At 46.3% G+C, this 20269-nt stretch carries 14 protein-coding genes, 2 tRNA genes and 5 pseudogenes; 11 read left to right on the top strand and 10 right to left on the bottom strand.

Going from position 1 to position 20269, the window contains the following annotated elements; all coding sequences use genetic code 11:
* Nucleotides 1–22 precede the first annotated feature (22 nt).
* Entirely contained in the window at nucleotides 23–1240 is a 1218-nt protein-coding gene (locus tag EIP93_RS14515) for a multidrug effflux MFS transporter (protein ID WP_125233347.1), read from the top strand.
* 71 nt (nucleotides 1241–1311) lie between these two features.
* On the opposite strand, the gene EIP93_RS14510 is transcribed toward EIP93_RS14515, so the two are convergent.
* The 4 genes and pseudogenes from EIP93_RS14510 to EIP93_RS14490 form a co-directional block, all read right to left on the bottom strand.
* Nucleotides 1312–2499, bottom strand: a complete 1188-nt coding sequence (locus tag EIP93_RS14510; RefSeq protein WP_125232896.1) for a CocE/NonD family hydrolase — start codon at nucleotides 2497–2499, stop codon at nucleotides 1312–1314.
* Between the two features lie 232 nt (nucleotides 2500–2731).
* Nucleotides 2732–3116 (bottom strand): annotated as a pseudogene (locus tag EIP93_RS14505) (DUF2857 domain-containing protein); the annotation flags it as partial.
* 16 nt (nucleotides 3117–3132) lie between these two features.
* A complete protein-coding gene (locus EIP93_RS14500) occupies nucleotides 3133–3327 on the bottom strand; it encodes an AlpA family transcriptional regulator (RefSeq protein ID WP_109225870.1) in 195 nt (64 codons plus the stop codon).
* 1524 nt (nucleotides 3328–4851) lie between these two features.
* Nucleotides 4852–5688 carry a MipA/OmpV family protein gene (locus EIP93_RS14490; RefSeq protein WP_125232895.1) on the bottom strand — a complete coding sequence of 279 codons (837 nt, stop codon included), beginning with the start codon at nucleotides 5686–5688 and terminating at the stop codon, nucleotides 4852–4854.
* A gap of 205 nt (nucleotides 5689–5893) precedes the next feature.
* Between EIP93_RS14490 and EIP93_RS14480 the strand changes: the two genes are divergently transcribed.
* From EIP93_RS14480 to EIP93_RS23030, 3 genes are read left to right on the top strand one after another with little or no spacing between them, the layout of a single operon-like run.
* A complete protein-coding gene (locus tag EIP93_RS14480; RefSeq protein ID WP_103862084.1) occupies nucleotides 5894–6571 on the top strand; it encodes a response regulator in 678 nt (225 codons plus the stop codon).
* Nucleotides 6571–7959 carry a sensor histidine kinase gene (locus tag EIP93_RS14475; protein ID WP_125232894.1) on the top strand — a complete coding sequence of 463 codons (1389 nt, stop codon included), beginning with the start codon at nucleotides 6571–6573 and terminating at the stop codon, nucleotides 7957–7959. The genes EIP93_RS14480 and EIP93_RS14475 overlap by 1 nt, the downstream gene beginning before the upstream one ends.
* Nucleotides 7960–8008: 49 nt before the next feature.
* Nucleotides 8009–8446 carry a hypothetical protein gene (locus tag EIP93_RS23030; protein ID WP_103971237.1) on the top strand — a complete coding sequence of 146 codons (438 nt, stop codon included), beginning with the start codon at nucleotides 8009–8011 and terminating at the stop codon, nucleotides 8444–8446.
* 117 nt (nucleotides 8447–8563) lie between these two features.
* Here the strand turns inward: EIP93_RS23030 and EIP93_RS22930 are convergent.
* The 4 genes and pseudogenes from EIP93_RS22930 to EIP93_RS14455 form a co-directional block, all read right to left on the bottom strand.
* Nucleotides 8564–8750: pseudogene (locus EIP93_RS22930) on the bottom strand (IS66 family transposase); the annotation flags it as partial.
* A gap of 30 nt (nucleotides 8751–8780) precedes the next feature.
* Nucleotides 8781–9901 (bottom strand): IS3-like element ISRaq1 family transposase gene (locus EIP93_RS14465; RefSeq protein WP_125232893.1). Its coding sequence is split into 2 segments (ribosomal slippage): nucleotides 8781–9643 and nucleotides 9643–9901, totalling 1122 coding nucleotides; the frame shifts between segments, so codons are not numbered across the junction.
* A 126-nt stretch (nucleotides 9902–10027) separates the two neighbouring features.
* Nucleotides 10028–11280, bottom strand: a pseudogene (locus EIP93_RS14460) (tyrosine-type recombinase/integrase).
* A 173-nt stretch (nucleotides 11281–11453) separates the two neighbouring features.
* Nucleotides 11454–11529: transfer RNA gene (locus tag EIP93_RS14455), tRNA-Asn, on the bottom strand.
* A 379-nt stretch (nucleotides 11530–11908) separates the two neighbouring features.
* On the opposite strand from EIP93_RS14455, the pseudogene EIP93_RS14450 reads away from it, so the two are divergent.
* Nucleotides 11909–12178, top strand: a pseudogene (locus EIP93_RS14450) (LysR family transcriptional regulator); the annotation flags it as partial.
* A 391-nt stretch (nucleotides 12179–12569) separates the two neighbouring features.
* On the top strand, nucleotides 12570–12836 hold the full coding sequence (gene iraP / locus EIP93_RS14445; RefSeq protein WP_010308275.1) for an anti-adapter protein IraP: 267 nt from the start codon (nucleotides 12570–12572) through the stop codon (nucleotides 12834–12836).
* Between the two features lie 176 nt (nucleotides 12837–13012).
* Here iraP and cycA read toward each other — a convergent pair.
* Nucleotides 13013–14424, bottom strand: a pseudogene (cycA, locus tag EIP93_RS14440) (D-serine/D-alanine/glycine transporter).
* Nucleotides 14425–14618: 194 nt separating this feature from the next.
* Between cycA and EIP93_RS14435 the strand changes: the two are divergent.
* The 3 genes from EIP93_RS14435 to EIP93_RS14425 all read left to right on the top strand — a co-directional run bounded on the left by EIP93_RS14435 (nucleotide 14619) and on the right by EIP93_RS14425 (nucleotide 16812).
* Nucleotides 14619–15728 carry an ISAs1 family transposase gene (locus EIP93_RS14435; RefSeq protein WP_025919286.1) on the top strand — a complete coding sequence of 370 codons (1110 nt, stop codon included), beginning with the start codon at nucleotides 14619–14621 and terminating at the stop codon, nucleotides 15726–15728.
* 257 nt (nucleotides 15729–15985) lie between these two features.
* Nucleotides 15986–16061: transfer RNA gene (locus tag EIP93_RS14430), tRNA-Lys, on the top strand.
* A gap of 463 nt (nucleotides 16062–16524) precedes the next feature.
* On the top strand, nucleotides 16525–16812 hold the full coding sequence (locus EIP93_RS14425; protein ID WP_010308281.1) for a basic helix-loop-helix domain-containing protein: 288 nt from the start codon (nucleotides 16525–16527) through the stop codon (nucleotides 16810–16812).
* Between the two features lie 93 nt (nucleotides 16813–16905).
* Here EIP93_RS14425 and EIP93_RS14420 read toward each other — a convergent pair whose 3' ends face one another.
* Nucleotides 16906–17130, bottom strand: a complete 225-nt coding sequence (locus EIP93_RS14420) for a DUF2594 family protein (protein ID WP_010279363.1) — start codon at nucleotides 17128–17130, stop codon at nucleotides 16906–16908.
* Between the two features lie 644 nt (nucleotides 17131–17774).
* Between EIP93_RS14420 and uvrY the strand changes: the two genes are divergently transcribed.
* Both uvrY and uvrC read left to right on the top strand, forming a co-directional pair.
* Nucleotides 17775–18431 (top strand): UvrY/SirA/GacA family response regulator transcription factor, encoded by a 657-nt coding sequence (gene uvrY / locus EIP93_RS14415; RefSeq protein WP_010279369.1) that lies wholly within the window; start codon nucleotides 17775–17777, stop codon nucleotides 18429–18431.
* Entirely contained in the window at nucleotides 18424–20256 is a 1833-nt protein-coding gene (gene uvrC / locus EIP93_RS14410) for an excinuclease ABC subunit UvrC (protein ID WP_103860321.1), read from the top strand. The genes uvrY and uvrC overlap by 8 nt, the downstream gene beginning before the upstream one ends.
* Nucleotides 20257–20269 lie beyond the last annotated feature (13 nt).

Raw genomic sequence — 20269 nt, 5'->3', positions numbered from 1 at the left:
GGCCACCATGAGTACTGAGATTATGGCGAAAACCCATTATTCCGAAGGCCCGCGACTAAGCGGAAAAATTGTCGCGCTATTGGCTGGTCTTTCGGCTATTAGCATATTGTCTACAAACATCATTCTTCCGGCATTTCCCGATATCGGAGAGCAGCTTGGGGCGTCGGCGCGTGAACTTGGTCTGACGCTTTCCAGTTTTTTCATTACTTTCGCGCTGGCTCAATTGGTTGTCGGCCCGTTGTCGGATCGCTACGGGCGTAAGAACCTCGTTCTGGGAGGGCTGGCAATATTCATCGTTGGCACGGTAGTCGGCGGCCTTGCTGGCTCACTTGAAACGCTGATTGTGGGAAGAGTCATTCAGGCGCTGGGGATATGTGCTGCTGCTGTGTTAGCGCGCGCGATTGCACGTGATTTATTTGACGGTGAAACGCTGGCGAGTGCGCTATCTCTGACGATGATCGCGACGGCAGCGGCTCCTGGATTCTCGCCGCTGGTGGGAAGCGTATTGACTACCACATTGGGGTGGCGAGCGATCTTTATACTGGTGGGACTTGCCGCTTTTGTCATCGCGGTCTTCTATGCTCACGGGCTGGGAGAAACACATCCCGCAGAGCGTCGCGCACCGTACTCCATTTCGAGCGTCATCGTGGCGTACGGCAAGCTGATTGTGGATGGGAAGTTTATCCTTCCAGCACTGTCGGTGAGTCTGTTGATGAGCGGCTTGTTTGCCTCTTTTGGCGCTGCACCTGCGATTCTGATGAGTGGGATCGGTCTATCCTCACTGCAGGCTGGGCTCTATTTTGCCTCCACCGTGTTCGTTGTCTTTGGTGCTGGCATGGCCGCGCCGCGACTGGCTCGCCGTTATGGCCCGAGAAGGATTGCGTCGGCGGGGCTCGCTACCGCGTTAGCCGGTGGGGGCTTGCTACTACTTGGGCCGGAAGCGCCAAGCCTGAGCGGGTATACCTTGTCGATGGTCGTCTTCCTCTGGGGAATGGGCTTGGCCAATCCACTGGGAACGGCGATTACCATGGGCCCCTTCGGGAAAGAAGCGGGCTTGGCATCTGCGCTGCTTGGTTTTTTGACGATGGGAATGGCGGCGCTAACAACCTGGCTGGGCTCGGTACTGCCGTTTCCTGCCGTCACCACGCTGGGCGCTATACAAGCAGTGACTTGCCTGATTGCACTGGTATTGTTTCGCTGTAGTTCGCTGGCGGGATCGAATACACGTTCAAAGGCGTAATGCTATAAAAGCACGGGCTTGATTAAACCGGTACGGAAACCCCCGAAGGGGTTTCCGATGCCATGGCCGATCTACTTTGCAACAACCTCATCATTGATGGCGTAGACAGTGCAGTTGGCTGCCCCTTTAGGCTGGAATTTTTCACAGCTCTTAATGGCTGCATCCGCTGCTTCACGGCCAGTTCGCGCCCAGTATGCCGTCCCCCATGCTCCGTCCTTGCCTGTCGCAAATGCTTTCTCATAAAGTCGCGCCGTCTCGTATTTTCTGAACGCCTTTTTGCCTGCGCTGTTATTCAGGTTTGCGGGGGAAGCAAGATGCGTTACTGGTAAGGTGACGACTTCCTCGTATGGCAAGTGTTGCTGTGCAAGGAAGCCAGCCACGCGTTTCCACCAGAAATCTTCTGGGGCGGTATCCATAAAGACGTGTCCATTTTTTCCAAAAGCAGGCATTTCGATAAATTCGGCTTTACCGCCACCGCTGCGATAGGCCTCATAAAATGCTCTGCCCATTTCTGGCGTGAAAGATTGATCATTGCGGGAATAGAGCCACAGTGAAGGGATGCGCGCTGTTACGCCATAAGTTGTGAATGCGTGAATCAGACCAGCTCTGTCACAAAGTGATTTACCGTCGATCGACCCCCTTCCTCCGTCAAAATTGATAATAGCCTGAACGCCGGGCGGGTTAACTGCGCTGGTTGCCAGAACAGCAAAACCGCCTGCTGACATACCTGCCAGAACCGCTTTATCCGGAGAGGCCCAGGGCTGGCGTCTTATAGCCTCAAGCGCGGCCAATAGATCTCTTGTGTCTTTTTCACCAGCCAGCTTATGCAGGGGCTGCTTACAGGAGCCGCCTAAATATTCGGCACCACCGCTTGAGTAACCGTACCCCTCCCGCAGAACGGTGACCGCAGCATAACCGTGGCGTGCAAAGGCAAGTGCCGTTGACGATGCACGGTTTGGGTTCATTTCCCAGCGATCAAATTCGGCAGTACCCACGGTGCCATTCGTGATTATCACCACAGGGAGTGTTGTCTGGCTGATTGGTCGGGTGACAAATGCATCGAGTATGGCGGGCTTACCATTATCCAGTGTGACCTGCAACGAAAGCGGCTCTCTGATCAGGCCTTCGAATTGCTGATGTTGTAGTGAAACATGTTGTAGTGAAACATTCGGTGGTGCGGCGATGGAAGAAAAGGTGATACCAAACAATGCAGCAATGACGGTTACTCTGGTAAAGCTAGCTATAGAGTGGTGTCGCATTTTTGTTAACCTTGGCTGGTGTTTGATGAGGTACTTTCATTCAAAACTGCCCGATGAATATCAGGTATTCATGGTTGCCTCAACGGCAACAGAAGGTCTATTGAGCTGTGGTTTAAATTAAAGGCATAGGTTGTTGAGTCGGGCAGTTTTAAGGGGGGCGGATGGTTTTACGTTGCGGATTTTCGTGTTGTGAATAGACAGTCGCTAAGAAGAGATGTTTGGGGGCCACTCCGTCATCTGGGATAGGTTTTCGACCATAAGGGACGGTGATACCCAGCAACTGGCGGCGAGCGCAGACTTCATTCGAGGTGAGGCCAAAAAAAGTGATTCAAGAGTGCAATAGACCCTCCCAATCTGATGGCCCGATTAATCTGTTGCTGGCGTTGAGCCTCTTGGCGAGACAACGCCAGAATCTGATTTAGAGCGTCGTGACGAACAGTGATCGACATAAACTGCGCTGATGTTCGGTTGACGATAAACAGTTCGTCGAGTGATAAGAGATTGAGGGTATTTAATTCGTCAAATGTGAATCCTAAAGTTTCACAATAGCGAAAATTGCCTTCTTTTAGCGCGACAAGAATGTTTGTTAACACCACATAGTTCAGTGAGGGAAACATGATGCGTTATCTCCATTCAGCGCGTTAAGCGGTTAGCTAATTTGGAGTTAATCCATTCGTCAATTTCAGATTCCAGCCAGGCGACACTGGCTGGTCCAATCTTTATTGAAGAGGGAAAGGAGCCTTCTTTCATGTACAGGTAGATTTGTGAGCGTTTCAGACCGGTTTTTACTTCAACTTGTTTCAGACGTAATAACTGATGAGATGTCATAAATACCTTCAGTGCAGAAATGGGATATGCCCGGAGATGACAAAAAAACACAGTGAAGGAAGGAGTGAAAGTAGAAGAGCCCGTATTACGGACACCACGATCCTTAATACGGGTTTTCAGATTGGAGCGTGTAACATCATTTTAATTGGGGACCTAAATGGACGTAGGTGAACCCCGTTCAAGCGCTGTTTTTAAGGTGTCGCCGCTGAATCGGTCGGTCATGCCTTCGGCTGATGCCCACAGTTCAAATATGGACAGAAGCTTATAAGGTTGCCTGATCAATGGTCTGATAGACTCATTGTTTTTACAGGCAAGCTAGAAAAGCCGAGATAGCGGTGTCGATATTCGTGTTGAAGATAATGGGTCCATTTTTTTCTTGGTCACGATGTTAATTAATTTATCAAGTTCAGCATTTCTAATGACAAAACAGGCATCACGAGATAGAACATGAGTAGGAAAATACTCTTTTTCCAAGTAATCGTTTATTCTCTGAGAAAATATTTCTTTATGTACATCTTGTGCAATACTTTTAGGTAGTTGCATAATTTGTCTTTTTATTCTTTGTTTCCATGTTACCCTTTCGAATAGTTGAAATATTTCTCCCTGTAAACTTACTGTGATACCATGATTAAATTCAATGGCTCCTGTTATCGGTAGAGGGATTTTAAGAGAATAGGCAAGTAATTTCTGTATATGAATATGTTCATATCCAATTAATGGGGTGTCAAGAATCCTCTGTGTTGGTGTTATATATGTACCGCTAGCGCTAATAATAAATCTGTACTCGTTGATGAAGATTTTTTATCAAAAAAATAAGCGATAAATTAATGAATGTTCTGATTTTATAAGCTTTACTTTGTTGTCTGATCTTAGTATTTTCCGTAATGTTATTGGTGATTGAAAGTAAATGGAAAGACGAATGCTACCATGTAATGCATGTCTGTAAATGTCATTTTTTTTAATTCCTAGCCCTTTTGTATTTGTCATTTCAACTGCTTCGCTTATAGTCATCCAGTCAGGATAACTAGAGTTTGTACTTGGAAATGTTTGTTTTTTGATATGATAAACTCCATCGTTTTTATTGGGGTTTTCAAAAAATCACGAAATTGTTCAGTGAGTTTTTTTCAGGGTGCGTGAGCATACAACGTTATGATGTCTGAATTTTATTGAATGATAAGCACCTCAGACGGCGTTTCCGGACCATGTCTGGCTGTAGGAAAAAAGAACAAATACCAGATTAAACTAATCCAGCACTCAAAGTTCGCGATTAGTTTTTCGCAAATGCTAAAACTAATTCTGGTTTGGACTCGAGTTACTAGAGCCGATTCCCCAGTCAGTTTTAAATTCATTTGTTGCTCCTCCAATTAAGCATAGTTAATAACATAGCGCTGAGTGACATGGCATAATTGAGGCGATGTGGTGAGTTGAGTAGCGCCCCATCATCTGAACTGGGGCGGGGCGAATATTTGTATTTATTGACAGTGCCTAGCCACAAGCTACAGCGAAGCACACGTCGAACAACGATCAGAAGCTATATGTCACCTTCAGGCTGCCAGTGGGCGATGTTTTTCGTTGAACAATTGGACTATTTCGTGCATCACCAGCCAACTGCGTAAAACCTGCTGCGGCAACTACGCCCCAGTCTTGATTAAGCTTGTGCGTCCAGTCCATATTCAGTGAGTAGGCATAAATTCCAGACTTGGCATCATATCGAGTAAACCCCGATGCGGCCGACTGTGATGCACTTACTCCGTAGTAAGTCTGCATGTACTTACTGGTTCCCCAACTACTGGTCAGCGCCAGCGTCACAGAGTTTTTCGATGACGTATAAAGCGGGCTGACAATGCTGAAATGCAGGGCCTCACCATTGCTTCGCTGAGAAATCGGCACCTCAGCCTGCAATTGCAAATTAAGCCAGTCGGTTACCTCGTATCCTAGGCCAAGCATACCAATAGCTGAGCCTTTAACATCACCCATACCGCGCAGGTAGTCGCTGCCGTAGCTGAGCGAGTCGCTGTCCACGTCACGATCCTTTCGGCCTGCGCGATAACTCAGCGCAGCGCTGTAATCAAATTTGCCGATGTTGTTACCGTAACCGATACCACGCGTGGAGCTGACGAAGAAACCATTTACCATAGAATAATCAATCACTAGGGCCGTCGTGACTCGGTTTTCATCCGAACCAGAATAACGTGGCGCAACATCTACTCCTCCTCCTAGGGTCAACTCGTTGCCCTGTTTCTGTTCTGCCGCCAATATTGGGGTTGCCAGTAACGCCAGGACAAATCCTGACAACAATTTTCCCAGGGTATGCCCCGAGAGTGAATGGAGGAACTTACGACTCAGTTCGATCTTTCTCATTAAGGAAATCCTTGTGGGTTCAACTGACTACGATACAAGTGGTTTTAAACGCCAGATTGCTCAGTTTGAATGCTGACCCTGAAGTTCTCATGAGCCAAAAATGAAGAAATACTGAAGTAAGTCCCCGTTCTGCAAACCTGATAGATTTACTGATACCGTTTTTTTCTTCAGACGTTCTTCATTCACTGTTGATAAAGTAACTATTGTGAAAATTCTCCTAATTGAAGACGACATCGATCTCGGCAATGGCGTACGTATTGCCCTCACAGACCAGGGATTAGATGTCATATGGGTTCGCCGTAAAGTGGATGCTCTGCATCAACTCGATGTATGCGTGCCAGAGCTTGTATTGCTCGACCTCGGCCTGCCCGACGGTGATGGCATGAGCCTGATGGCGCGTCTGCGTCAGCAGTTCAAGGGGATCCCCGTCATCATCCTGACTGCTCGGGGCACCCTGCAAGATCGCTTGACTGGGCTGGATGCTGGTGCAGACGACTATCTCGTCAAACCTTTTGTTCTCGCTGAGTTATTGGCCAGGGTGAGAGCACTTGTGCGGCGCAGTTATGGTTTTCAGAATGAGGTGATAGAGATCCGAGAGCTATCTCTCCATGTGCCGACTCGTCGCGTGACCGTGAGCGAAAGGCATGTTGATTTGACGGCAAGTGAATACGCGCTGCTTGAAACGTTAATGTTGCGTGCTGACCGTGTTATGACTCGTAGTTTTCTGGAAGAAAGAATCTTCGGTGCAAAAGAAAATATGAGTAATGCGCTCGATGTACATATGGGAAATTTGCGTCGCAAAATCGGTGACGGCTATGTGCGAACGGTGAGAGGTGTGGGGTTTGTCATTGATACCGTACCCATTCAGAAGGGGGGAGGTTGATGCGTAATTTTTGGCATTATCTGAGAATCCCAACGCTCGTACGGCGAATTATGATCGCCCAGATGCTATTACTCACGCTGATTTGGTGTATTTTTCTGACCTACATTTTATGGGATAACTTACGTAGCCCTCCAATGCTATCAGGCAGCAAAACCTATGAAACCATTCTGACAGTGGTGGATCGTATGGGGGATCGCCCGCACGATCTAACCGATGTGCTGGAAAAATTCAGCAAGGCATTGCGGGAAGGCTATGGCGGAGGTGAAGACCCAAAAATGTCAATCAGCCTAATCGTTCGGAAGAATAAAGAGATAATTTATTCATCTGATGGCGCTCCAGTAGGCGTGACAAACACCGATTATGGGATGATTCAAAATATTCAGAGTAATGGTCGCACTTGGACTAGCCGTACTCTGAAGTCTAGTAGCTCCGACACAGAGGTGACATTGCTGACTCCTGCTGGAGGCTGGAACTTCTTCATATACCTGAACTCGCGCGGATATTACATATTACCACTGCTGGTATGCATTCCCTTTCTTTTGTTTCCTGCGTGGCTGTCAATCCGCATAGCAATGCGTCCTTGGAACAAGGTGGCAAATGAAGTTTCCTTACGAACACCAGAAGATATTTCTCCCTTAAAAGCAGTTCCAAAGCATAAGGAGCTTCGCCAAATAGTGGACGCGATTAATATATTCCTTGCTAGGGTAAGAGAAAGCACTGAAAGGGAACGGACTTTCATTGCAGATGCCGCTCACGAGTTGCGTACTCCGCTGGCTGCAATGCGAGTCAATGTTGAGGCTTTGCAGTCCGATGTAAGCAACTTTAGTCAACAGGAATTGCTTGCAGGTATTATTCGTAGCAATAGCCGTGCTGCTCGTCTCGTCAATCAGTTGCTGGTGCTGATGCACAGTGAAGCACGCATTGACACTGTTATGGAGCCTGTGCCGTTGACGACGCTCATACAAGAGCGAATGGCTGAGTTGGCACCGCTAGCTGCTGAGAGCAGAATTGAGCTTGAGTTCTACTCTCATGATGAAGTCTGGATTACAGGTGTCAGGGAACGCCTGATGTCGCTGATCGACAACTTAATTGAAAATGCTGTGAAGTACAGTCCTGACGGCGGGCGGGTTGAGGTAGAGGTACGATCATTAGATAAATCCACTCAATTGCGTATCTCAGATGCAGGGCCCGGAATCAGGGTTGAATTGAGGGAGCGGGTGTTCGACAGATTTTTTCGTGATCCCAATCAGATACAAAGCGGGAGTGGGTTGGGGCTTGCAATAGTCAAAGCGGTTGCGCAGCAACACAATAGCAGTGTTTTTCTAAGTACGTCTGCAGAAGGCGGGCTCATGGTTATTGTTGACTTCCCAAATCACAATTCCGTCTGAAAGAAAACGCAATTTTGATCCTAACCTGAGTAGGACATTTACCAGAATAATGGAGCATAAATTGAAATATTTGTCCCTAGCTACAATATTATTTTCTATATCACTTAGCGGATGTGCCATAACCGTAAGCGATTTAAAAAACAGCAAATCATCTTTAGACGGCAGTTTCATTAGCAAGACGGGGTCCTCCGATACTTATCGAACCCTAAGGCACATGGCAAGGCAGTGTCTGGAATATCAGTCATATTCAGGAAATCCGGTCATTGTATTAAGCGAGTTCGACAGTGATCGAAAAATAGGTGAGATCAATCAAAAGCTTCTTTCAGAGGGATTGTTTATCAACAACACGCTAATTGAGATAGAAAACCATGGTGGCGACAAAGCTAAGATTAGTCTGTATACAACTAAGAATATCTTGAGTACAGGCATCAGGTCGCCAAATATAAGTGATATCAAGCGATGGGCTGACGGCGATAGAGCCTGTTAATATAATACTTAGCCATACGACCAAGCATTCCAGCCTGAAAATTAGCAATTACACTGAAGTGGAATTTTTTCCACGCTTAACTTGATTATTTATAAGTGTACAGCCGTGTTGAAAGGGTTATTCCGTAGATAGCTTTACCCGCCATGCCAGCAGTTCCTTGTCACAACTCACCAGCCAGTCGGCGATGTCATTCAGCACATGGCGCAGGTAGTGCCCCGAATCTATACCCGTCCAGTCGACAACTGCCTATCAGTCTGTACAACATCGCTCCTCTCTCACCTCCGAGATCGGAGCCGTAGAACAGCTGACCTGCCCCCAGGATTAGATACAACCGTCAGTTAGTAATGTCGGTTTGTTTACCTTCACATTTTCCATTTCGCCACCGTGCTGCAAACTCTGATGGCGTCAGATAATTCAGTGCCGAATGTGGACGACACTCGTTATAATCCTGCCTCCAGTCGTTAATGGTTTTCCTGGCGTGAACGATATCGCTGAACCAGTGTTCGTTCAGACACTCATCGCGAAAGCGTCCGTTAAAACTCTCAATAAATCCGTTCTGCGTTGGCTTACCTGGCTGGATAAGCCGTAGTTCCACACCATGCTCAAAGGCCCATTGATCGAGCGCGCGGCAGGTAAATTCCGGGCCCTGATCGGTTCTTATTGTCGCCGGATAGCCCCGAAACAACGCGATGCTGTCCAGAATACGCGTGACCTGAACGCCTGAAATACCGAAAGCAGCGGTGATCGTCAGACACTCCTTCGTGAAATCATCCACACAGGTCAGGCACTTGATCCTGCGACCGTTGACCAGTGCGTCCATAACGAAATCCATCGACCATGTAAGGTTCGGCGCATCCGGGCGAAGAAGCGGAAACCGTTCGGTCGCCAGCCCTTTACGGCGTCGTCTGCGTTTTACGCTCAGTCCATTAAGGTGGTAAATACGGTATACCCGCTTGTGATTGACGTGAAGGCCCTCCCTACTCAGCAACTGCCAGATACGCCGATAACCAAAACGTCTGCGTTCAAGCGCCAGCTCAGTAATACGCCCTGATAAATGTGCATCAGCAGCCGGACGCTGAGCATCATAACGGCAGGTCGACAGGGACAAACCTGTAAGCCTGCAGGCACGACGTTGCGACAGACCGGTCGCATCACACATCAACATCACGGCTTCCCGCTTCTGGTCTGTCGTCAGTACTTTCGCCCCAGAGCCACCTGAAGCGCCTCCTTATCCAGCATGGCTTCGGCAAGCAGCTTCTTGAGCCTGGCGTTCTCTTCCTCAAGCGACTTCAGGCGCTTAACCTCGGGCACCTCCATACCGCCATACTTCTTACGCCAGGTGTAAAAGGTGGCGTCGGAAATGGCGTGCTTACGGCAGAGCTCACGGGCAGAAACCCCGGCTTCAGCCTCGCGGAGGATACTGATGATCTGTTCGTCGGAAAAACGCTTCTTCATGGGGATGTCCTCATGTGGCTTATGAAGACATTACTAACATCGTGGTGTATTAATCAACGGGGAGCAGGTCACAGCTAGTTTTTTTGCCCCAGATTCACCAGACGCAGAGCATTTCCCGCGATGTTGTTATCCCCTTACTCCCCAGATATACGGTGGCACATAGGCTTCCCTGCACGTATCCAGATAATTTGACCACCATTGCATCATCGCTTTACGGGCATCGAGATACTCTGCTTTATGGATGTAAGCCGCTCGAACGCTATTGCGTTCTTGATGGCTCATCTGCCGTTCAACCGCATCCTGTGCCCACAGTCCAGACTCCATCAGCGCACTACAGGCCATTGCCCGGAATCCGTGACCGCAAATTTCATCTTTCGTGTCATACCCATCAAGCGCAGCGCTTTGTTGACCGTGTTTTCGCACATGGGTTTATACGGATTATGATCACCGGGAAATATGAGTTCCTGATGCCCAGAGATTTCCCGTATCTGTTTCAGAATAGTGATGGACTGACGGGAGAGGGGAACGATATGCGGCGTGCACATTTTGGCACCACGCCCGGAATAACGCACACCGGGGATAGCCTCGCGGGTGGCAGGAATGGTCCAGATTTTGTTTCTGAAATCGATCTCAGACCAACGGGCAAAGCGCAATTCGCTGGAACGAATGAAAAGGTGCAGAGTAAGTGATACTGCCAAACGGGTTAATTCTCGCCCTTGCTTGTAGTCCTCAATGCGAGTCAACAGTTCCGGTAGTTTCTCCAGCGGAAGGGCAGGGTAGTGGTGTTTAACGGGCGGGGCGATTATACCGTCCAGATTTGCCGCCGGGTTGTGCTCTATCAACTCCTGATGCACGGCATGACGCATGATGTTGCACATATGCTGTCGGGTACGTGCCGCCACTTCCAGCAAACCTTTTTTCTCAATACCTTTCAGCAGGTCGATGAAATGACGAGTTTTCAGCTCTGTGATAGGCAGGTGTCCAATTATTGGAAAGATGTGATTGTTCATGCTGGCAAGCAGACGGGCGGCATGGTTCTCTGACCAAGTTCTGTTACTTTTATGCCAGCTCAATGCCACGGTCTTGAAGGTTTTTTCTGGTGAGGCAGTGGTTCGTTCAGCGGAGCGCTGTTGTGCTGGGTTGATATTCTGCGCCAGTAATTTTCGAATACCGTCACGCTGTTGACGAGCGTCGGCTAGAGATACATCAGGGTAGGCACCTAAGCTGAGGCGGGATTCTTTTCTATTGATACGATATTTGAGATACCAGAGACGTGAACCGCCTGGGTTAACTAAAAGGTACAGACCGTGAGAATCGGAAATTTTGAAGGTTTTTACGGATGGTTTTAAGTTGCGGATTTTTGAGTCGTTAAGAGACATTTGGGGGTCACTCCGTCATCGAACCAACTTGACCCCAAATCTGACCACCAAATTCTCCCGATGCAGAGGGGAAACGGAATGTGCATCGGAAATACTTTTCACGTGAAGGCATTGAATAAAATGATAAAAACAAAAATCCCGCTTAAGTTTCCTTAAGCGGGATTTTCTAAATTTGGCTCCTCTGACTGGACTCGAACCAGTGACATACGGATTAACAGTCCGCCGTTCTACCGACTGAACTACAGAGGAATCGGTTAAGTGCGATGGATAATAGCGGGAGCGTTTCGGGTTGTCAAAGGCTGTTATCGCCTAGTGCGTTTGATTGCCGAACTAATAACCAACATATTGAAATTATTGCTCAAGTTGAGCACTGGAAAGCAATGAAATGCGCTGATTAACGGGTAGATTTGCACTCTAAAATAGCAGGGGTTGCTTTAATATGGTGCAGGTTGGCATTGGTTTGATGACGGGATTCCTAGACAAAATCAGGTGTTTTGGTTAGCAGAATCATTGCTTTTCCTTATTTTACCTGTGGCTTATCAATGAGGTATCACTTTTTCTTAGACATAGGGACATAATATGGCGCGCTTTTTGCTACCTCTTTAGGGTAACTACTCAGGAGGCAGACATGAATCTTAGACGGCTCAAGTATTTTGTGAAAATCGTTGATATCGGTAGCCTGACACAGGCTGCTGAGTTGTTGCATATTGCACAACCGGCGCTGAGCCAGCAGGTCGCGACGCTGGAGAGTGAACTCGAAAAACAGCTGTTGGTACGGAGTCGGCGTGGTGTTACGCCCACCGAAGCGGGGAAAATTCTTTATTCTCATGCACAGACGATATTGTCACAGTGCGAACAGGCAAAAGATGCGGTGAGTGGCGCACGGCAATCAATGAGTGCGTAAGCGTTAGCCATAGAGCCAGCCATTTCCCGATGGCTGGCTACTCATTAGACTTTGTTGTCAGATGTTCTATCAAAATGGTGTTCTTTCTTATTTTTTTGTGAAGACCATCACATTCATAGCATTATCGATCTTCCTCAAAACAAGGATTTTCACTCTTAAAAATAAAATGGGTTTTTAGTTTTTTTATTTATTTGGTTTATTTATCTGCAACTTCATTTTATTGCTGCCGTGTGAATATGATTTCCTTAAAATGGTAATAGACACTAGCGGTCAGGCCATTCACAGTGTTACATTAATCTTCGTTATGTTTTCTCTAATCCTGTGCACCAAGAACAGGTGTTGCCTATGGGTGTATGACGGTTATTTTTTTGATTAAGGAGTTCAAATGAATAATATTCTCTCTCATCTTTTAATAAAGCTGGCAGAAAAAGAAGTTGGAGAAAAAGCGCTTAACGCGAAGATTGAATCGTTAGAGATGCTGATTTCTGCTATTGTTTCAACACTTGATGACAGTAAAATCAATGAGTTAAATAGAAAGATAGAAGGTGTAGTTGCTGATGCTTCACAGCGGAAGGATGAACATAATTACTTAGCTCTCGAACTATTAGCAAAAAATATCAATCGAATCACAACCGTCCCATTACGGGAATAACTTTCTTATATATCAATGGTGACGACATTAATTGTTCGCATATTAATTTTCTTATATACAATTGAGAATTGTTTATATCCAATAATAGAGAATACTTGTGCTATGCGTGATTTTGCTGAAAAAAATTGAAGGCACCGACGTTGTCCGCGCCTTTCTTGCGTTTATATTTTTTACTTCTACTTCACATCAACAGCCTGCTTTTTCCGACGAATAAACTGATAAGCAATAGCCAGAACAATAAACCACAGCGGCGTGACAATAAGCGCCTGCCGTGTATCTGGCTGTAATGTTAACAGTACAATAACAAAAGCGAAAAAGGCTAAGCATATCCAGCACATAAAAATACCTAACGGCATTTTATAGGATGACTCGGCATGTAGCTGAGGGCGTTTTTTACGGTATGTCAGGTAAGAGCACAGGATGATGCTCCAGATGAACATGAATAAAATTGCGGAGACGGTGGTCACCAGCGTAAAGACTATCATCACGTTCGGAATCAGGTAGATCAACACCACACCCGATAGCAGACAAATGCAGGAAAACATCAACCCAGTCGAAGGAACCGCGCGTTTAGAGAGCATACCGAAACTTTTCGGTGCATCGCCTTGTTTCGCCAGACCAAAGAGCATGCGGCTGGTGGAAAATACGCCGCTATTAGCTGAGGATGCCGCAGACGTCAGGACGACAAAGTTGATCATGCTGGCCGCCGCAGGTAGGCCAACCAGTACAAACATTTCCACGAAAGGACTGCGATCCGCAGTAATTGCACCCCACGGTGTGACGGACATAATCATGATTAACGCAAAAACATAAAACATGATGATGCGAATTGGAATGGCGTTAATGGCGCGGGGCAGTACGACTTTCGGATTTTTAGTTTCAGCAGCCGTTGTACCCACCAGTTCTATGCCGACGAATGCGAATACGGCGATCTGGAATCCGGCAAAGAACCCGCTTATCCCTTTAGGGAACATGCCACCGTCATTCCAGAGGTTGGTAAAGGAGGCGACGTTTCCTGATGGGGAAGAGAATTGCTCATCACCAGCGCGACACCGACCACGATTAACGCAACGATAGCGACAATTTTGATCATCGCGAACCAGAATTCCATTTCGCCAAACAGCTTCACGGTTGCCAGATTTAGCGTCAGTAATAGTAGAACGCAAAGCAGGGAAGAGACCCACTGCGATAAATCAGGGAACCAGAACTGCGAGTAGGCACTAATGGCTACGACATCGGCGATCCCGGTTACGACCCAGCAGAACCAGTAAGTCCAGCCGGTAAAGAAACCCGCCCATGGCCCAAGTAGATCAGCAGCGAAATCGCTGAATGATTTATAGTTGAGGTTGGAGAGTAATAGTTCTCCCATTGCACGCATGACAAAAAACAGCATAAAGCCAATGATCATATAAACGAAGATGATCGAAGGACCAGCCATGCTGATTGTTTTGCCCGAGCCCATGAATAACCCAGTACCGATCGCTCCGCCGATGGCGATGAGCTGAATATGACGATTAGTCAGATTCCGTTGCAGTCCCTCTCCTTGTTCGGGGGCAAGGTCTGCGGCTTCTTTTGATTGTTCGACCATGTAAGTACACTTTCCTGTTTCTGTCTGTGATGTTTTTTTGAGCTCTTTGGCGGCTCTCATTTGCGAAAATCGAAACGAATAAGATAGCGCAACCGCAGTACTTATTACACAGGGCCGGATCACACTTTGTTAAAAAATTGAACTATTCTCTAATAGACTGATCTCAAAGTAGAATAACTTTTTGAGGTCTTGATATGACACTTTTTGACCACCTCTCTCTGGTAGAGGAAACTCGTTCTCCTATTAATCAACAACATCATCTTGTTGATGTCCTATTTCTTGTTCTCGCTGCGGTCGCCAGTGGACAAAATGGGTGGGCTGAAATTCAACAGTTTGGTGAACTACGCCTCGACTGGTTAAGAAAATTTCGATTATTTTCCAATGGCATACCACGGCGTCATACTATTGCCAGAATAATGAAAGCCGTCGATCCCGACAGCTTTCAGTTCTGTATTTTTAGCTGGATTAATGACATTCGCGCCAAATCAAGCAAGCCACTCATTGCGATTGATGGAAAGACGCTGAAAAGTGCCTCTCTGTGGAGTCGTAACGATTTTCACTCTGTTAATGCTTATGACCTGAATAATGGCATTGCGCTTTATCAGGATATGGCCGAGGGAAAAGGAAAAGAAATCAAAACAGTACAGAATCTTGTTTGCATGCTTAACATCAAGGATGCACTGATAACGCTTGATGCGTTACATGCACAAAAAGAAACGCTTGAAAGCATTGTGGCGAGAAAAGGTCATTACCTTGTACAAGTCAAAGGAAATCAGCCGACATTGTTTAATGCAGTGAAAGCGCAATTCCATGAGGCGTTTAACGATAATACCGCGTTAGCACAATATGAAATGCAGGATAAAGGGCATGGCCGAATGGAGCGCCGTATTACTTTTCAAATACCGGCAGAGTTGAGCCCGGAGTTACAGGAGAAATGGCCTTCAATAAAAACACTGGTCGCGGTTGAAAGACACCGTAAAGACAAAAAATCGAATACGCTGGATACGGCATTTTATCTGTCATCTTACGATATTGATGCAGAGTTTATGGCGACATCGGTCCGTCATCACTGGGGCATAGAGAACAGTCTGCACTGGGTATTAGATGTTGTTTATAAAGAAGATGCTTGCCGTATTCACGATGAGAATGGTACAAAAGTCTTGTCATTAGTCAGAAAGATGGCGCTCAATCTGGCAAAGATGGAGAGCACACAAAACCGGAGTATGAAAAGCAAAGTGCAACGTGCACTATTGGATGATGACTATCGGGAGTTAATGATTTTTGCGAATGTTAAATGTCATTAACAAAGTATGCTCCGGCCCTGACTTATTACAGCGGATGTCTGAGATAGCCAAGCATAAAGAGGGCAGATAATGATGTAACGTGATGCTGTATGTTTTTTACCCTAAAATGAAGAGGATATAAATTGGTGAGAGGCAGAGATAAATAGGCTGAACAGATTAGCAAAATTACCAATTGCTAACAATTCTATTATCACACATAAAAAATTAATATGAAGTGTTTGACAGGCACGCCTGGGAGGAGAATAATCCTCACCGTTGGGTCGTTAGCTCAGTTGGTAGAGCAGTTGACTCTTAATCAATTGGTCGCAGGTTCGAACCCTGCACGACCCACCAACAATTTCAATAGCTTATGGATTTTATTTCAATTTGTTATTGTTTTTTTTCTTTAGTTAATTTTTTTAATTATATCCACTCTTAACGTTAACCGTATTATTCTGCGTTAATCTATACCCTCTTTTTTATTCATCTCATTTTTATCACAATTTCCCTTGCTTAATAGATGTGACTGTTTCGGAAATATTTTATTCATATAATGCTTTAACGCCAGATGAAGATATAAAAGGGGTGATGATATCGCTGAAAGCTATCACTCTGCCTGGTGAGAATGTGCCTCATGCCTTCTGAAGAGTTGCGAGAAAGTGCTATGCTTAACAGAGGGAATCGTTGACAGATCGTTTATGATGTTACGAGTTGTTTACACAAGGCTGTGTTCATATCCACTGGGGGCAGCGTTAAGAGGTAGCTGGAGTTTCCTGGTTAGCCATAAGCAAGTTTCTGCTTGATTTCGGAGGTTCATATGGGATTCGAAAAATTACTGGCTGTCATAGAAAAAAGTCACCAGGATCCAAAATCGGTTATCTCATTGTCTGAACTGAGCCAGGCAATCCATGAGATAATTTGTACGGAAAGTTCAAAAGAGTACAAAATAAATGAATGCTTCACCGAGCTGAGGGAACTGGTTGATGAAAGGAAAGCACTTTCCAGAAAACAGTTCTTGGATAAAGCGTTGGTGATGGAATTAACGCAATATAAAAAGAAAGAAGAGGCACTGCTTTTGAAACTCATCAGTATTGGAAATAAATAGACGGGCGTCTCTATTTTTTAAATCAGGAAGGCAATGCTAAATATCGCTACACCGCCAGATCAAATTATTAAGATGGCGGTGTAGCAAATAGTGCTATTTACGGTAGCTGGTTTTGATTTGCTTAATCGTGTTATCAAAGACAGCGGCTTGCTCGGCATCTTCCAATTGGGCAATATATCTTTCCATATTGATGATAACTTTACCGGCATCCGCCTGGCCGATTGCTTTTAATAATAGCGTAACCATAGCCTTCAGGCAGGTAACCTCATGGGCCAGCGTTTCAGCGGATGCGGCAGTAGAAAAATCTGCGTTGCTCATGTTTTCTCCTCAACAAGAAAAAGATGTTTTCCTTCGCCTGCTGCGGGCGTTACCGCTGACGCTACAGACAGAACCAGATGGACGGGAGTATAACATAAAGCATATTGTGGATTGATATTATTCGCGGATAAAGCCATTTTAGTGACTGTTTTTTATGCATTTAACTTATTAAAATAGCGTCTATATTTTAGATGTTTTTTTGTGGTAAAGGCTATAGATGTGTTTCGTTTAATACATATGATGTTCACTATGGACGTTTTTCACTGAATATATTATTTGTATAATACAGTGGCTGACGATGATAAAATTTCCAATCACTATCCTGATTACAATAGTGACTTTTTATTGACATTCAAGATGTAAAGCCAATTGCATGCCATTTGATTTGCATTGTTTTTTATACATTTTGTGCCAGCGGAGTGTTTATACTGCGTGGCGTATTTGAAATGTTAAGAGTGTGATCAACATTCACCATCAGGTTAACGATATATTGTTATGATCGGGAATGCGCTTTATTCCTTCTCGGCATATTTTAAAATAGATATTCATATAAATCTGTGTTCATTATTTTTTGAAACCAACGTAGTATCACCTGCAAGCAATTTTTTATGTAAGTGTTACTCCCTTTTTTGGAGAATTATTCTTTGATTAGCGTTTTTCTTGTTGATGACCATGAACTGGTGCGGGCAGGGATACGACGCATTCTTGACGATATCAAAGGTCTGAAAGTGGTTGGTGAGGCATGCTGCGGTGAAGATGCAGTTAAGTGGTGCCGAAGCAATGATGTGGACGTTGTCCTGATGGACATGAGCATGCCGGGCATCGGTGGGCTTGAAGCAACGCGCAAGATCCTGCGTTTTACGCCAGATATAAAAGTCATCATGCTCACTATTTATACTGAGAATCCGTTGCCCGCTAAAGTGATGCAGGCCGGTGCCGCGGGATATGTGAGTAAAGCTGCTGCCCCTCAGGAAGTGATCTCCGCCATTCGCGCAGTACATGCAGGGAAACGGTATATTGCTTCTGATATTGCTCAACAGATGGCATTAAGTCAGTTGGAGCCGCAGACGGATGCGCCGCTTGAGTGTTTGTCTGAACGCGAATTACAGATTATGCTAATGATAACGAAGGGACAGAAAGTGACTGAAATTTCAGATCAGCTCAATCTTAGCCCTAAAACAGTGAACAGCTATCGCTACCGTATGTTCAGCAAGCTGAATATCAACGGCGACGTAGAGCTGACCCATCTGGCTATCAAGCATGGGCTTTTTACCGCGGAGACATTGTTAAGTAGTGAGTGAGAGTTTCGATGCGTCGGCATTTTTAAAAACGGTAACGAGCCAGCCCGGTGTCTACCGGATGTATGACGCCAGTAATACGGTCATCTACGTCGGTAAGGCAAAAGACTTAAAAAAACGACTTGCCAGTTATTTCCGCAGTCATGTCGCCAGCCGTAAAACCGAGGCATTAGTCAAAAGCATCAAGCATATTGATGTCACGATCACGCACACAGAAACTGAAGCTTTACTGCTGGAACACAACTACATCAAGCTTTATCAGCCGCGTTATAACGTCTTGTTGCGCGACGATAAATCCTATCCCATGATTTTCCTGAGCGGTGATGCTCATCCACGTCTGGCTGTTCACCGCGGCGCTAAGCATGCAAAAGGCGAATATTTCGGCCCGTTTCCTAACGGCAATGCCGTACGTGAAACCCTAATATTGCTGCAAAAACTGTTTCCGGTGCGCCAGTGTGAAAATAGCGTCTATCGCAATCGCTCTCGCCCCTGCCTGCAATATCAAATTGGCCGCTGCCTCGGGCCTTGCGTTAGCGGTTTGGTGAGCGAAGAGGATTATCAACAGCAGGTTGACTATGTTCGCCTGTTTTTGTCTGGCAAAGATCAGCAAGTATTGAATCAACTCATTTCCCGGATGGAAGCGGCTAGTCGCGATCTGCATTTTGAAGATGCAGCCCGGATTCGCGATCAGATCCAGGCGGTCCGGCGGGTGACGGAAAAACAATTTGTTTCCGGTGACGGTGACGATCTGGATGTTATCAGTGTTGCTTTTGATGCTGGCATGGCCTGCGTTTATGTCCTGTTCATCCGACAGGGGAAAGTGCTTGGCAGCCGCAGCTATTTCCCCAAAGTACCTGGCGGTACGGAATTGGGGGAAGTCGTGCAGACGTTTGTCGGGCAATTCTATTTGCAAGGAAGCTTAGGCCGAACGCTTCCTACAGAAATTCTGCTTGATTTCACTCTGCCCGATAAAGATTTGCTGACGGAATCTCTGACAACGGTCGCGGGAAGAAAAGTACAGATTCAAACCAAACCCCGTGGCGATCGTGCTCGCTATTTAAAATTAGCGCGGACAAATGCTGCCACGGCGCTGGTCACAAAACTGTCTCAACAGTCCACCATTCACCAGCGCTTGGCTGCGTTAGCTAACGTCTTGCAGTTGCCAGAAATCCACCGAATGGAGTGTTTTGACATCAGTCATACTATGGGGGAACAGACTGTGGCATCCTGCGTAGTATTTGATGCCAACGGCCCGTTACGTTCGGAATATCGCCGCTATAATATCAGTGGCATTACGCCAGGCGATGATTATGCCGCCATGGCGCAAGTCCTCCGACGTCGGTATGGTAAAGCGCTGGATGACAGCAAAATACCGGATGTCATTGTTATCGATGGCGGGAAAGGGCAGCTCGGTCAGGCTCAAGCCGTGTTTGACTCGTTGCAAGTATCATGGGATAAAAACAAGCCGCTGTTACTTGGTGTCGCGAAAGGCAGCGATCGTAAAGCCGGACTGGAAACGCTGTTTTTTGAGTCGACGGGCGAGGGTATGGCACTACCGCCTGATTCTCCCGCATTGCACGTTATCCAGCATATTCGCGATGATTCGCATGATCATGCAATTGGCGGGCATCGTAAGAAGAGAGCAAAAGTAAGAAATACCAGTACGCTGGAGCTTATCGAAGGTGTCGGCCCTAAACGTCGTCAAACCCTGCTGAAATACATGGGAGGGCTGCAACCTTTGATGAATGCCAGTATTGAGGAGATTGCAAATGTTCCAGGAATTTCGCATGCATTGGCAGAAAAAATCTTCCATGCATTGAAACACTAGGGACAATGTTGCA

The sequence above is a fragment of the Pectobacterium versatile genome (genome assembly GCF_003932035.1).
Lineage (GTDB): Bacteria > Pseudomonadota > Gammaproteobacteria > Enterobacterales > Enterobacteriaceae > Pectobacterium > Pectobacterium versatile.
This window is presented reverse-complemented; position numbering and strand designations above follow the sequence as displayed.